The organism is Caballeronia sordidicola (assembly GCF_000729995.1).
Classification (GTDB): Bacteria; Pseudomonadota; Gammaproteobacteria; order Burkholderiales; family Burkholderiaceae; genus Caballeronia; species Caballeronia sordidicola_A.
Map to the genome: position 1 here is coordinate 120,660 of NZ_JNFG01000015.1, position 14,147 is coordinate 134,806.

The following is a 14,147-nucleotide window of genomic DNA, read 5'->3' on the forward strand; positions in this document are numbered from 1 at the left end:
GCTCGGTACGGTCTCGCCGCGGTCTCTTCACTGCAGCGCGTCCGATCGATCGCCTGAAAGATCCGGTATTTCGTTATTAGAACGTTAAGTAATCCCCAAGGAACACATGCTTAAATTTTCGACGATTTCCTCTTCGCCCCTTCCGGGAACCCATTCGGGAGCCATTCGGCGAGCCCATTCAACACGTAAAACGTGGCGAACCCTCATGACGGGCCTGGTGCTGACGGCGGCCGCCATCGCGCAACCCGCTTTCGCGACGCCTGCCGACTCCATGATCAAGGCAGTAAAGTTCGACGACATATCTGCCGTTAAAAAGCTGTTGGCACAGGGCGTGGACCCGAATCTGGTTGATGACACCGGCACGCCGTTGCTCGTGATCGCGGCGAGGGAAAAGTCTGACAAGGTAGGCAAGCTGCTCGCCGATAACCCGAATATCGACCTTGAAAAGCTCGATCCCGCCGGTGAAAACGCAATGATGCTCGCCGCCCTAAACGACGACCTCAACTTCGTGAACATCCTGATCGCGAAGGATGCGGAAGTGAACAAGAAGGGCTGGACGCCGCTGCACTACGCTGCGACCAACGGTCACGACGACGTGGTGAAGGTGTTGCTCGACCATTCGGCTTACATCGACTCGGGCTCGCCCAACGGCACGACCCCGCTGATGATGGCGGCGCGCGGCGGCCATTTGTCGACGGTCAAGCTGCTGCTCGATGAAGGCGCCGATTTGCGCGTGAAGAACCAGATTGGCCTGACGGCGGTGGACTTCGCGAAGCAGTATCACGAGAAGGACGTGGCGGAAGGGCTGGCGGCACGGTTGGCAGCGATGCAAAACCAGGGCGCGGCGGGCGCGTCTGGAGCCCCGCAAAGCGGCGCAAACAGTGCAAAATGACGCTCGCACGGCGAGGAACCTGACCCGGGTTTGACCGGCAACAGGTCCCGACCGCGCGATACGAGGAACAGCGGGTGTGATCCGGCGTGATAATCCGAAGAAAGGCGTCCGGGTGCGCTCGCTGATAAGACGGGTTTGGGCCTTCAAGACAGGTTGTTTTCACCTGCGCATCCAGGCCGGCCCGCAACTGCCAACATAAGAAAGGACCATCATGCAGCGGGTTTTTGTCATGGCCAGTGTGCTCGCGTTTCCGCTTAGCGCGGCCGCGTTCACAGGCAACGATCTGAACATGCTTTGTACCAAGACGGACACAGCCTCACGCAGCGCATGCGCGGCTTATATAGAAGGTGCCGCTGACGGCATCTACAACACCATCGAAGCGATTGGCGGCACATCGGGACCGCAGATCGGCCAGTATTTTTGCCTGCCAGTCGATGTCAAACCGCAGGAACTGACGGACGCGGTACGCAAGTTCATCGCCGACAATCCCACGCGCGGCAACTTCAACGCCACGACCATGGTGTCCCTCGGGCTCGGCAAGGCGTTCCCCTGCAAAGCTGAAAAGTAAGCTGCCATTGGGCGTGGCGCGGGCGTGGCGCGGTTCATCCATGCCGCCCGGCCGGCGCAGCGCATGCTGCCGTGCAATAGAATAGTCATCTCATCACGCGGCTGGCAGGTCAATCCGGCCGGCCGCCGATGTCACTGATGCCACTGACGTCACCGCGCTCCATGCGCACTCAGACGCAATCGGGCTTTGCATAATCCCGTCGTATCCCCCGATATCACCTTCCAAGGCTGATCCCACGACGACGATGACCTCTCTCGACTCCATCAATTTCAGCTCCATCGATTTCGACTCCTTCGAGCGAATCGCCTCCGCTCCGCTCAATACCTGGCCCGGCACGCTTGTCGTGGCGGCGCTTTCCGTGCTGTTCGCCATTGGCGTGCATCGCGTGGGCGCTCGCATTCTGGGGCGCATTGCGCGGCCGTACCCCTTGATGAGCGTGGTATTGCGCTTTATCGACAAGCCCGCGCTCACGCTGCTGATCATTCTCGGCCTGGGTTTCGTGCTGGTTGAAACCCCTGATGCGCTGCCATTCGCCGCCGCATTGCGCGACTTGCTCACCGTGCTGCTGATTGTCGCGCTGACGTGGCTTGCCGTGCGCTCAGTGGGCGCGGTGGCCGAGGCGCTGGTGCAAGCCCATCCGCTCGACAGCCAGGACAACCTGCAAGCGCGCCGGATTCACACGCAGGCGCGCGTGCTGGCGCGCTCGGTGATGGTGGTGATCGTGATCATCGGCTTCGGCGGGGCGTTGATGACGTTTCCCGCCGTGCGTCAGGTCGGCGCGAGTTTGCTGGCGTCGGCGGGTGTGGCGGGGCTGGTGGCCGGTATCGCCGCACGGCCGGTGCTCGGCAACCTGATCGCCGGATTACAGATCGCGTTGTCGCAACCCATCCGGCTCGACGATGTCGTGGTGATCCAGGGCGAATGGGGACGGGTGGAGGAGATCACCGGCACCTATGTATCTATCCGCATCTGGGACCAGCGGCGCCTGATCGTGCCGCTGCAATGGTTTATCGAGAATCCGTTCACCAACTGGACGCGCAATAGTTCGCAGATCATTGGCACGGTGTTTTTCTTCGTCGATTACCGCATGCCGCTCGCGCCGTTGCGCGAAGAGCTCGAGCGGATTTTGCAGAACGCGCCGGAGTGGGATCAGCGGGTGCAGGTGCTGCAGGTCACCGATGCCACCGAAAAGTCCATGCAGCTTCGCGTGCTCGTCAGTTCCTTCGATTCCGGCTTGAACTGGGATCTTCGATGCCGGGTGCGCGAAGGTCTGCTGGACTTCATGCAGTCGTCGTATCCGCAGTTCCTGCCGCGCACGCGGGCGGATATATCGCCGGAGGGGGAGCATGTCGATTTTGTCCCGCCGCTCGAACGCAGCATGGCAGACGGCACTGACGGCATTGACGGTGCCGAAGTTGCAGCTCGCACGATCAGGCCACCGGTATCCCGCGGGACCGCCAATACGGAAGCCGATCCGGTGGCGAGCCGGGGAGAGCGGCACGGCCCTGACGCATCGGCGAATTCGGCGGCGAGCACCGCGCCGAGTGCACCCGGCGATGGCGCGCCGAAACCCGCTGAGCGGCGCTGAGCCAAGCTCGGTGGCGGTAAGACTGCGCACCAGCTCGCACCAAGCGACAATGAGAGCCCAGGCGGCGAGATCAAGAGAACGAGAGACCAAGAAGCCCGCCCGGGCATCGAAGAACGTGGCAATGAAATTGAACTGAGGCGGTTGTCCGGAGCCGAACAAAGATCATCGACAAAAAATAAACGGCCGCGACCCTGGAACATCTCACGCGTATGCGGCCGCGAAAAAATACACACACCCTGAGATTCGCAAAAAAGGAAGCCAGTAATGACCCGCTTAGTCGTTGTATCGAACCGAGTAGCCTCTCCGACAGAAACCAAAGGCTCGGCCGGCGGCCTCGCCGTGGGCGTCTTCGGCGCGCTGAAGGACAGCGGTGGTGTCTGGTTCGGCTGGAGCGGCGATGTAGTCAGCGACAGCGTGGCGAACCAGGGACCTAAACTCGAACAGGACGGCGCAGTCACGTTCGCCACCGTCGGCTTGCCGAAGAAGGACTACGACCAGTATTACCGCGGTTTTTCGAACGCGACCTTATGGCCTGTCTTTCACTATCGCAACGACCTGGCCGTCTACGACCGCGACGAATACGCGGGATACAGACGGGTCAATTCCTGGCTGGCGCATCGCGCCATCAAGCTGCTGCAACCGGACGACGTCATCTGGGTCCACGACTATCATTTGATCCCGTTTGGCGAAGCGCTGCGTTCGGAAGGCGTGACCAACCGGATGGGCTTTTTCCTGCATATCCCTTTCCCTTCACCGCAGATCCTGCTCAACATTCCGCCGCATGAGGAACTGGTCAAGTCGCTGTGCTGCTACGACGTAGTAGGTTTCCAGACGCCCGGCGACCAGGCTGCTTTCCACGATTACATCGTGCGTCACGCGCATGGAACAGCCACGGCCGATGGCGAAGTGGAGGCGTTCGGCCGCAAGTTAAAAACGGGCGTCTACCGCATCGGCATCTTCCCGGATGAAATCGCCGAGCAAGCCACTCGCGGCGAAGCGCGTCAGGATGTGATGGACCTGAAGCAAAGCCTGGAAGGCCGTAAGCTCATCATGAGCGTGGACCGGCTGGACTATTCAAAGGGCCTTGTCGAACGCTTCAAGGCGTTCGAGCATTTCCTCGAAAAATCGCCGGAATGGCGGGGCAATGTCACGCTGGTGCAAATCGCGCCGCCCACACGCTCGGACGTGGATACGTACCAGCAGATCCGCCATAACCTGGAATACGAAGCAGGACGTATCAACGGCCGTTACTCGGGCCTCGACTACACGCCGATCCGCTACATGAACCAGCGTTATGACCGGTGGAAGCTGATGTCGCTGTTTCGCGAGTCGCAGATCGGGCTGGTTACGCCGTTGCGCGACGGCATGAACCTGGTCGCGAAGGAATATGTCGCGGCGCAAAACCCCGACGATCCCGGCGTGCTCGTGCTGTCCCAGTTCGCAGGCGCCGCTGACGAAATGAAGGGTGCGCTGATGGTGAATCCGCACGACATAGTAGGCATGAGCGAGGCCATTGGACGGGCGCTCTCCATGCCGCTCGCCGAACGCCGCGAGCGCTACGAAACCAACATGGTGATGCTGCGCAAATACGACCTGGGCGTCTGGCGCGACTCGTTTCTCGCCGACCTGCGAGGCGTGAAATTGGACAAACAGCAGAGCAAACGCCCGGCGAACAACAAATAACACCTGATGCAGCGTCGACGAAGAACACTGCTCGTTAACCGAATATCGGCCTGAAAACCTCAAAAATTCGACGATATCCGAGTGTTTCGCGACTGTAACAGGGTCGTGAAAGTGAAAGTTTTGCTAACTTTTGGGCTTCCACGGCCAATAATACGGTGTCGTACTCGCGCGTGGTTTCGTTCACCGTCGCGCGCGAGGGCGTCCGGCGCCCGTGCGGATCACTATCACCGACTAAACATCACGGCGACGTAAGACCGAGTGGAGACAGCAACAATGAGAATTGCACAAATAGCCCCGTTGACCGAATCGGTGCCGCCCAAGCTGTATGGCGGCACTGAGCGGGTGGTTTCGTATATCACCGAGGCACTGGTGGAACTTGGCCACGATGTGACCCTGTTCGCTTCAGGAGACTCGCAAACCAAGGCAAAGCTGGAAGCCGTGTGGCCGCGCGCGTTGCGCCTGGACCCGGCAATCCGCGACCGGATCGCCCCGCATATGCTGCTGATGGAAATGGTGCGGCGCCGCGCCGACGACTTCGACGTGCTGCATTTCCACCTGGATTACTACTCGTTCTCGCTGTTCAAGCGGCAGGACACGCCATTCGTGACCACGTTGCACGGGCGTCTGGACTTGCCGGAGCAACAGCCGATATTCAACACGTTCGATACCGCGCCGGTCATCTCCATTTCGGACGCGCAACGCCATCCGTTGCCGCAGGCCAAATGGCTGACTACCGTCTATCACGGGTTGCCGGAAACGCGCTACATGCCGCAGCCGGTCGAGCAGACGTACCTGGCGTTCCTTGGGCGTATATCGCCGGAAAAACGTGTCGATACCGCCATCCGGATTGCCGGCCGGTGCGGGATGAAAATCAAGATTGCTGCAAAGGTGGACTCAGCGGACCGTGAGTATTTCGAACGCGAAATTGCGCCGCTGATGGAGCTGCCGTATGTGGAATTCATCGGTGAAATTGCCGATGACCAGAAGGCCAGCTTCCTCTCCGGCGCCCACGCGTTGCTGTTCCCGATCGACTGGCCGGAGCCGTTCGGACTGGTCATGATCGAGTCGATGGCGTGCGGCACGCCGGTGATCGCGTTCAACCGCGGCTCGGTGCCGGAAGTGCTGGACGAGGGCGTGACGGGGTTTATCGTCGAGGACGAGATTGGCGCAGTGGCGGCCGTGAACCGGCTGCATACAGTGTCGCGCGCGGGCGTGCGCAAGCGCTTTGAAGAGCGCTTCACGTCGCATCGCATGGCGCAGCAATACGTTGATGCTTATCAGGCAGTCATGCGCGCGCAGAAACGTTCGCGCTTCAAGCTCATTGACAGCGCGACCAGCTAAAAAACGCTTCTAAAATGCGCTTCGTCAGCGCGTCAAAGCAAAAAAACCGCCGCGCAGCACGACCTTCCGGTCATGCTGCGCGGCGGTTTTAACTTGCGCGCTTGATTCAGGATTCAGGCCGGCGCTTGCCAGCCGAAGACCGAGATCACATCTTTAGACGCGACACCTTGGTGCCTTGCAGCGAGACGTCTGCCATCAAGCCGGCGTTCGTCAGCACGAACACTTCGACCGGTGCCGTAGCGGTGTTCGAATCGATAGCGCCGTTGGCGCCCATCTTGACCAGCGCCACCGATGCATCGCCGCCGACCGACCAGCCATCCGTATTGCGGAATGTGTCGAGCGCGTCCTGCGTCATGAACAGGAAGATGATCGATTTCGATTGCGCACCGGCTTGCAGACCGACCGATCCCGACGTTGTGCTGTAGTAGCCGACCGAGCTGCCGCCCACCCGCAGCGCGCCCTTGCCGTACTGCGCCCCGACGATAAAACCTGCCTGCAGCACCGACGGGAACACGAGCACGCCGCGCGATTTCCCAACGAGCTCACGCGAACCGCGCGCGGTGACATAGAGGCGTTGCAGGCTCGCGTCAATATCCGAATCGATCGAACGGCGAGCGTCCGCGTCGCCGGCAGTCTTTTGTGCGCCCTGATCCGAGGTCGTCGTGCAACCGGCTAGCGCGAAGCCACCCATTGCAAGCGCCGCGGTCGATTTGATCATGAAGTTTCGTCTTTGCATCGTTTTCTCCATCGTGGTTTTTGGGAAACCCCATCTACGGGTGTTGCAGCATGGCGTTTTATAACACAGCACGTCCGTGAGCAACATGACCTGAAATCTCGCGGAGCCTTACCCCGCTTGGCTTGCGCCGTGTCAGGCAAATGCAATGAGGTAATTTTGACCTGCCCGACCGAGATGCCGTCCCCATGAGAAAGCGCTTGTTTGCGCGAAACATTCGTCTCTCATAAAAGACAAAATTCAAGGACGCAAACGGCGGGCCAGCCCTGTCCGATAGATCAAATTCCGGTCAAAGTTACCCGTCAAAATAAAATGAAAAACTGCGTCAGATAGTGCGAAAAAGCTTGCAAAGGTGTTGTGCCCGCGCTGCAACGCGACGTTATGGCTTGGCAATCCGGGTGGATTCGTTGGCTTGCTTCGGTTTGTCGTTTTTTGCAGGCGGGCGCCGGAGCGAGCGTCGAATCACGCCGATCACTGCGCCGAGCAAAAACAGCGTGACCGCCGGTACGACCCAGTAGCCGACAAAGGCGTGCCATAGATAACCGAACAGCACGCTGCGGCGAGTCGAATACTCCGCCAGGGCGTCCTGGTTCTTGGCAGCATTGGCTGCGACTACGTCAGGCGGGCAGCCGGCGGTGCGCGCTTCATCGAGGGAGCCGTGGCAGCGCGAAACGGCGGGAGAGGCACGTTGCGCGTCGGTGAACGTCCAGGTGGACAGCGAGTGATCAAGATCCTGGGCATCGTACGCGAGTTGCTCGCGAAGCTCGTTTGCCGCAACGATCATGACCGGAACCGCCCAAAAAATGATCAAGACCAGCCACCGCCTGAACCAGCGGTTTTTATATCGCCATACCATCCTCGGGCCTCCGTCCGTTGCAGTGCTGCAAGCCGGCTAGACTGTGGCGGACCGATGGCGCAAACGTGCTTCTGGTGGGCCGCCTGAGCGTCATCTTATGAGATAAAACGCGTGGCGCGTAGCACGACCGTAGCTGCACTGCAATAAGACGGGGCGGGGTTTTCCCGCGTTCGGGACTTCACCTACGTGCGATTTGTGCGCGGCTTTTGCGCGGCTTTCGCCCCTGTGCATACCCGAAGAAACCATGAAAAAAGCCGCGTGTTCAAAGCCACGCGGCTTAGCCAGCAATCGAACGTCACCACGCTCCGGTTCAGCTCTTGTTGCTCAGGCAGTCCTTCATGAAGGCCTTCCGATCGTCGCCTTTCTTGCCCGTCGCCGATTTGTTGCACGCCGTCATTTTCTGCTGCTGGGTCATCGGCGCTGCGGCCGCTGGCGTCGACGAGAGGCAATCTTTCATGAAAGCCTTGCGGTCATCGCCTTTCTTGCCCGACGCCTGCGCATTGCAGGTGGTCATCTTCGATTGCTGGCTGTTATCGGCAAACGCCGGTGTTGCAGCGAAGGTCACGCTTAAAGCGACGCCCAGTGCGAGCGCTGCCATGGTTGCCCGGATCTTCATGCGTTTTCTCCCTTTAAATGGATAACGTGAAACGAGGTGAGGTGCTGCAAGGTCAGGCACGTAAAAATACCGCTGCGGCGTTTGCCTTCGGTTTTGCCGTGATTGTCATCTCATCACCACCATCGCCACCATCACCATCAGGCAGCTTGATCAGGCAAAACCGGGCAAGCCATTATGGCAAAAAGCCATACAAATGCCGTACGGTTTCGAACCTTGGAAATCGAAAAGAAAAGCACATGACGTCCGCGTCATTCAAAAAGCGCACGCATTAATCTATTCAGACCAATCAAAATCAATTCGACCCGTGCCGCGTTCATCTATACACGCTTTGTAAGCTTTCTTTCATCGACGGCAACGGTTCTGCGCGGGAGCGCTTACAATTTTCATTTCGCTCACGCAATTGAATAGCGAATGTCGCTCGATGATTTCGCGGCCGGCAACGACGGGCACCCGGAGGTCTTCGCTGAGAAAAGCCTCCGTTGTAGCACCGCAACATTCGCCTGAACGGTGTCATCACACCGACAGAGCGCCTTCACAGTCTCTCTCTACACTCTTGCGTGCGCTGCGTTGCAAAGCCGTGCGATCCTGTCGTTCTACTGCTGAAAGGAGTCGCGTATGTCTCGTCCTTTATCCGATCACTACAAAGGTTTCGAAATCACCGTCCAGGCGTTGCGCCGCGGAAAAGAACGCGACGAACCGGACGACGGCCCGCGTCATTTCGATATCGTCGTCAACATTTCGCGCAGCGCCAGCGGCGAAGGCAGCAGATCGGAGATGTTCGGCGTGCCGGAGCAGGAGCCGTTCGAGAGTCCCATTGAAGCGACACGTGCGGGTATTGAGTACGCGCGGGCGATCATCGACAAGAAGGTGGAAGGAGAGTCCGTCGATGAACTGTGAAAGCGGGTGGACATGGGTGGCGCCGGAGAAAACTTGACGACATTTCGCACACGGAAGTTGATTGGCAGCTTGGCGGGCGTAGTCGCGGTGCATCGTTTTGCATCGTGTTGCGCGAAGATCAGGGCCAACAGCACTTGCGGTGGCCAGCGGAAACGTCCACGCTCATTGAGCCGTGTGAAGGGCGCTTGTCACATGGGCCGAAGACACGCAAGCCCGCACGGAGATCTCGCGCGATGTTGAATCCGATATCTGACGGGTCGTGTCTTGATGTCGGACGCGACGCCCAAATCCCGACCGGGGGTCGCCGGAGGCACTCGACTCGACTCGTCCCGAACAGAGGTTGCCGGAACCGACATTTCGACGCTCCAACACCCATCCCGTTTCATCCAATAACTAAATATCCAACAACTCAAAACGAACCGAGGAGATTTGCCGCATGAACTCACATCACAAACTTGTCAAACCCGCGCTGCGCCGCCGTTTCTTGTCGGTCGCACTGTCGCTGAGCGCGTGCGCCGCATTACCGTTGTCGCTGTATTCCACGGGCGCCGCCGCGCAAGCCGCGCACAAGCCGAAGGTCGCGCTCGTGATGAAATCGCTGGCGAACGAGTTTTTCCTGACCATGGAAACCGGCGCCAAGGACTATCAGAAACATAACGCGAGCCAGTTCGACCTGATCACGAACGGTATCAAGGACGAAACCGATACCGCCAACCAGATCCGCATTGTCGAGCAGATGATCGTCTCGAAGGTCGATGCGCTCGTGATCGCCCCCGCTGATTCGAAAGCACTCGTTCCGGTCATCAAGAAGGCCGTGGATGCAGGGATCATCGTGGTGAATATCGATAACCGGCTGGACCCGGATGTGCTCAAGTCGAAGGACCTGAACGTGCCGTTCGTCGGCCCGGACAACCAGAAGGGCGCGAGGCTGGTCGGGGATTATCTGGCGAAGCGGCTCAAGGCCGGCGATGAAGTCGGCATTATCGAAGGCGTATCGACTACAACCAACGCGCAGCAACGCACGGCGGGCTTCAAGGACGCGATGCAGGCAGGCGGCATGAAGGTCGTTGCGCTGCAATCCGGAGACTGGGAAATCGATAAGGGCAACGCGGTGGCATCGCAGATCCTGACCGCGAACCCGAACATCAAGGCGCTGCTGTGCGGCAACGACAACATGGCGCTCGGTGCAGTGGCTGCCGTGCGGGCGGCCGGCAAGGCGGGGAAAGTGTATGTGGTCGGTTACGACAACATCAACGCCATCAAGCCGATGCTGGCCGACGGCCGGGTGTTGGCAACCGCCGATCAGTACGCCGCCAAACAAGGGGTATTTGGTATCGACACGGCTTTGAAGGCGATTTCCGAGCATAAGAAACAATCGGAATTGTCGGGCGTGGTTGAAACGCCAGTCGTCCTGATCACCAAAAAATAGGTATTACACGCATAGTAAATTGGATTCGTCTGCTTAAAATCTTAAGAAACGGGCGCCGCTGCCGATAAACGAAAGAATGGGATGATTAACTCGTTTCTTCGATGAATGGTCAGACGGAGCCCGAAATCTTGTATCTGAACCTGGTGGACCGCACAGTAGGCTGGATGGGCTTGGATTAGTCTGGTTGAAGCTTCGGAACAAGCCCGGCTGCAAACGATTGCGCTCGAGCCTGTTCAGGAATTGAAGCTTCGCCATATTCAGGTCCGCAAGGTTCGCGAAGTCCGCGACGTCCGGTTTTTAGCCGGGCACAGCGAGAGGGGCGCGCGTTCGAAGAACGCAGCGGCTTTTCGCCGGAGAAGAGGATGGACGACAAAGTGGCAACCGCGCCCGTTCTCACGGTGAGCGGGTTAGGCAAGACCTACGTGGAGCCGGTTTTATCCGATGTCACGCTGGATCTGCACGCTGGTGAAGTGCTCGCGTTGACCGGGGAAAACGGCGCCGGGAAAAGCACGCTGTCCAAGATCGTCGGCGGCCTGGTCAATCCGACTACCGGCACCATGACCCTGGGTGGTACGCCTTACGCCCCGGCCAGCCGCAAGGAGGCGGAAGCGCTCGGTGTGCGCATGGTGATGCAGGAATTAAACCTGCTGCCTACGTTATCGGTGGCGGAAAACCTGTTCCTGAACCGCTTGCCGCAGCGCAAGGGATTCAAATTTGGCTGGATCGACCGGGCGGCGCTGCGCGAGGACGCCCGCCACGCCATGCAGCAGGTTGGGCTCGACGCAATCGACCCGGATACGCTCGTGGGCGAGCTGGGGATCGGGCATCAGCAGATGGTGGAGATCGCGCGGAACCTGATTGGCGATTGCCGGGTGCTGATTCTCGATGAACCCACCGCCATGCTGACGGCGCGTGAAGTGGACCTGTTGTTCGAGCAAGTTGAACGCCTGAAAGAGCGGGGCGTGGCGCTGGTGTATATCTCGCACCGGCTGGAAGAATTAAGGCGGATCGCCGGGCGCGCAGCGGTGCTGCGCGACGGCCGGCTGGTTCATATCGACGCCATGCAGAATCTGTCCAGCGATCGCCTGGTCACCCTCATGGTGGGGCGTGACATCGGCGAGCGGATCGATTTGGGCGAGCGGAAGATTCGCGATGTCGCGCTGAAAGTTGCCGGCATGAGCCGCGGCCACGTGGTCCGCGATGTGTCGTTCGAAGTGAAGGCGGGCGAGATCTTCGGCATCAGCGGGTTGATTGGCGCGGGCCGCACGGAACTGATGCGGCTGATCTACGGCGCGGATCGGGCCGATAGCGGCGTGGTCTCGGTAGCGCACGAGGGCGCGGCGCTCATGCCGGTGAAGATTACGTCGCCAGCCGACGCAGTGAAGAACGGCATTGCGCTGATCACCGAGGACCGCAAGGGCGAGGGTTTGCTGCTGCCGCAGCCGATTGCCGCGAACATTTCGCTCGGCAATATCGGCGCGGTGTCGAGCAACGGTTTTGTCGATGCACGGCGCGAAGAGGCGCTGGCGCAACAGCAGATCGATGCAATGCACATTCGCGCCGCCGGTCCGTCGCAGCCAGTGTCGGAGTTGTCGGGCGGTAATCAGCAAAAGGTGGTGATCGGCCGCTGGCTCGCGCGCGATTCAACGGTGCTGTTATTCGATGAACCCACGCGCGGCATCGATGTTGGCGCGAAGTTCGATATTTATGCGTTGATGGGCGCGTTGGCGCTGGAAGGGCGAGCGCTGGTGGTGGTGTCGAGCGATCTGCGTGAACTAATGCTGATTTGCGACCGGATCGGGGTGATGTCGGCGGGACGGATGACCGGGGTTTTTGAGCGAGACACATGGTCGCAAGACGCGCTGTTGGCGGCGGCTTTTGCCGGCTACGCGAAACGCGACGAAATCCTCCAGGAACCCACTGTGCCGGACGCCAAGGCGCCGCCGAGCCCGAGCAGCGGAGAATCCGCAGTGAAGCGCTGAATCAGCACCATGAAAATATTCAAAGCAGTGGCGTCACCGTAGTGAAAGGCAGTTAAAGCAGGCGCAAAGCAGCAAAAAGCTGCGGTGCCCGCGAAGCAGGAAAGCCGGCGCGGGGAAAACGCCGGTGGGCGGTCCGAATGGCAGCAAACGAGGCAGCAAACAAGGCCGCAAACAGGCAGTCGAAGTACGTCAGACCAAGCTGGCAACCGGTGACGCAAGGCTAGCGGGCAGCGCAGCAGGATGCGCGTTGCGGGGGCCAATCAAGAAGAGCTAGAAGCAAGACCAAGTTAGAGAGAAGGACCAAGTATGGCGACGATCAAAGATGTAGCAGCCATTGCGGGCGTATCGTTCACAACGGTGTCTCATGTCGTGAACAACTCGCGGCCCGTGTCGGCTGAAGTGCGGCTGAAGGTGGAGCGCGCGATCCTGGAACTGGATTACGTGCCCTCGGCAGTGGCGCGTTCTCTCAAGGCGCGCAACACGCTCACCATCGGCTTGCTGGTGCCGAACGCAACTAATCCGTACTTCGCGGAACTGGCGCGCGGGGTGGAAGACGGCTGCGCGAAGAATGGCTACTGCATGTTCTTCTGCAATTCGGACGACGACCCTGCCAAGCAGCGCAGCTACTTGCGTGTATTGCAGGAAAAACGCATCGACGGGCTGGTGATTGCGTCGGCGGGCGAAGATGCGGTGCTGGCGCAAAGCCTGGCCGGTTCGCGCGAACCGCTGGTGATCCTGGACCGGAATATTGAAGGCGTATCGGCGGATCTGGTGCAGATCGACCACGAGAAGGGCGGCTATCTGGCGACCCGCCACTTGCTGCAACTCGGCCACTCGCGGGTAGGCTGCATCACGGGCCCGATCGGCACGGCGGTCAGCGCAATGCGCGTCCACGGATTTATCCGTGCAATGGCGGAGCGGGGCATCGAGATCGAGCCGAACGCCATTCAGCAAAGCGGATTTTCGGCCACCGGCGGTTACGAAGCGGCCTCCCAGCTCTTCGATACCCTCAAGCCCACCGGCATTTTTGCGTGCAACGACATGATGGGCGTCGGTGCGTTGCGGGCGGCGGCGGAGCGGGGCATCAACGTGCCGCGTGACTGTTCGATCATCGGTTTCGACGATATCGAATTGAGCCGATACACCTATCCGGCGTTGTCGACGGTCGGGCAATCGGTACGCGAACTCGGGGAGCTGGCCGCGCAGACGTTGATTGACCGGATCGCGGGCAAGGTGCCGGCGACCACGCGGCGGCGCGTCGTGACGCCGCGCATGATCCTGCGTGAATCGACCGCGGTCGTGCCGGAGGTGATGCCGCTGGCGTATCGGAAAGATGCGGCGGCCGGATCAAATGCTGCAGCGAATTCCGTGGCGCTAGGTCAGGGCAATACCGAGAAAGCCTGAAGCCGGGCAACGGGGCATTCGCATTCGGGGTTTGCCGGCGTCGCGTCGGCAAACCCCGTGCGTCAGTGCCATGCGGCGCGCGAACCGTTCGCGATAGGGATCAAAAAATCTCGAGAGACTCTTCAACCACCGCGCCAGGCAGCATCCTCGCTTCCCCT

At 59.9% G+C, this 14,147-nt stretch carries 13 protein-coding genes; 10 read left to right on the plus strand and 3 right to left on the minus strand.

Annotation, left to right across the window (positions count from 1 at the left end; genetic code table 11):
- Positions 1 to 205 precede the first annotated feature (205 nt).
- From FH08_RS0116260 to FH08_RS0116280, 5 genes are all read left to right on the plus strand, one after another.
- On the plus strand, positions 206 to 892 hold the full coding sequence (locus tag FH08_RS0116260; RefSeq protein WP_235210378.1) for an ankyrin repeat domain-containing protein: 687 nt from the start codon (positions 206 to 208) through the stop codon (positions 890 to 892).
- Positions 893 to 1,103: 211 nt separating this feature from the next.
- Entirely contained in the window at positions 1,104 to 1,460 is a 357-nt protein-coding gene (locus FH08_RS0116265; protein ID WP_031359334.1) for a Rap1a/Tai family immunity protein, read from the plus strand.
- A 244-nt stretch (positions 1,461 to 1,704) separates the two neighbouring features.
- Positions 1,705 to 3,048, plus strand: coding sequence for a mechanosensitive ion channel family protein (locus tag FH08_RS0116270; RefSeq protein ID WP_051888307.1), 1,344 nt, complete (start codon positions 1,705 to 1,707; stop codon positions 3,046 to 3,048).
- Between the two features lie 264 nt (positions 3,049 to 3,312).
- The gene (gene otsA, locus FH08_RS0116275; protein WP_031359336.1) at positions 3,313 to 4,731 is read left to right on the plus strand and encodes an alpha,alpha-trehalose-phosphate synthase (UDP-forming); all 1,419 of its coding nucleotides are present in this window, start codon (positions 3,313 to 3,315) and stop codon (positions 4,729 to 4,731) included.
- A gap of 273 nt (positions 4,732 to 5,004) precedes the next feature.
- Positions 5,005 to 6,072: a glycosyltransferase family 4 protein gene (locus FH08_RS0116280; RefSeq protein ID WP_031359337.1), complete on the plus strand. Its 1,068-nt coding sequence runs from the start codon at positions 5,005 to 5,007 to the stop codon at positions 6,070 to 6,072.
- 145 nt (positions 6,073 to 6,217) lie between these two features.
- Here FH08_RS0116280 and FH08_RS0116285 read toward each other — a convergent pair whose 3' ends face one another.
- From FH08_RS0116285 to FH08_RS0116295, 3 genes are all read right to left on the minus strand, one after another.
- The gene (locus tag FH08_RS0116285; protein ID WP_031359338.1) at positions 6,218 to 6,808 is read right to left on the minus strand and encodes a YSC84-related protein; all 591 of its coding nucleotides are present in this window, start codon (positions 6,806 to 6,808) and stop codon (positions 6,218 to 6,220) included.
- A gap of 376 nt (positions 6,809 to 7,184) precedes the next feature.
- Positions 7,185 to 7,661 (minus strand): hypothetical protein, encoded by a 477-nt coding sequence (locus FH08_RS0116290; protein ID WP_051888308.1) that lies wholly within the window; start codon positions 7,659 to 7,661, stop codon positions 7,185 to 7,187.
- A 310-nt stretch (positions 7,662 to 7,971) separates the two neighbouring features.
- The gene (locus tag FH08_RS0116295; RefSeq protein ID WP_031359340.1) at positions 7,972 to 8,277 is read right to left on the minus strand and encodes a PsiF family protein; all 306 of its coding nucleotides are present in this window, start codon (positions 8,275 to 8,277) and stop codon (positions 7,972 to 7,974) included.
- Positions 8,278 to 8,303: 26 nt separating this feature from the next.
- Here FH08_RS0116295 and FH08_RS51890 point away from each other — a divergent pair, with 26 nt between their 5' ends.
- The 5 genes from FH08_RS51890 to FH08_RS0116320 all read left to right on the plus strand — a co-directional run bounded on the left by FH08_RS51890 (position 8,304) and on the right by FH08_RS0116320 (position 13,989).
- Positions 8,304 to 8,549 (plus strand): hypothetical protein, encoded by a 246-nt coding sequence (locus tag FH08_RS51890; RefSeq protein ID WP_160172478.1) that lies wholly within the window; start codon positions 8,304 to 8,306, stop codon positions 8,547 to 8,549.
- A gap of 343 nt (positions 8,550 to 8,892) precedes the next feature.
- Complete coding sequence (locus tag FH08_RS0116305; protein WP_031359341.1) at positions 8,893 to 9,174, plus strand: hypothetical protein; 282 nt, start codon at positions 8,893 to 8,895, stop codon at positions 9,172 to 9,174.
- Between the two features lie 436 nt (positions 9,175 to 9,610).
- On the plus strand, positions 9,611 to 10,603 hold the full coding sequence (locus FH08_RS0116310) for a sugar ABC transporter substrate-binding protein (protein WP_031359342.1): 993 nt from the start codon (positions 9,611 to 9,613) through the stop codon (positions 10,601 to 10,603).
- Between the two features lie 362 nt (positions 10,604 to 10,965).
- Positions 10,966 to 12,585 carry a sugar ABC transporter ATP-binding protein gene (locus FH08_RS0116315; protein ID WP_035566351.1) on the plus strand — a complete coding sequence of 540 codons (1,620 nt, stop codon included), beginning with the start codon at positions 10,966 to 10,968 and terminating at the stop codon, positions 12,583 to 12,585.
- A 306-nt stretch (positions 12,586 to 12,891) separates the two neighbouring features.
- Complete coding sequence (locus FH08_RS0116320) at positions 12,892 to 13,989, plus strand: LacI family DNA-binding transcriptional regulator (RefSeq protein WP_081889490.1); 1,098 nt, start codon at positions 12,892 to 12,894, stop codon at positions 13,987 to 13,989.
- Positions 13,990 to 14,147: the final 158 nt, after the last annotated feature.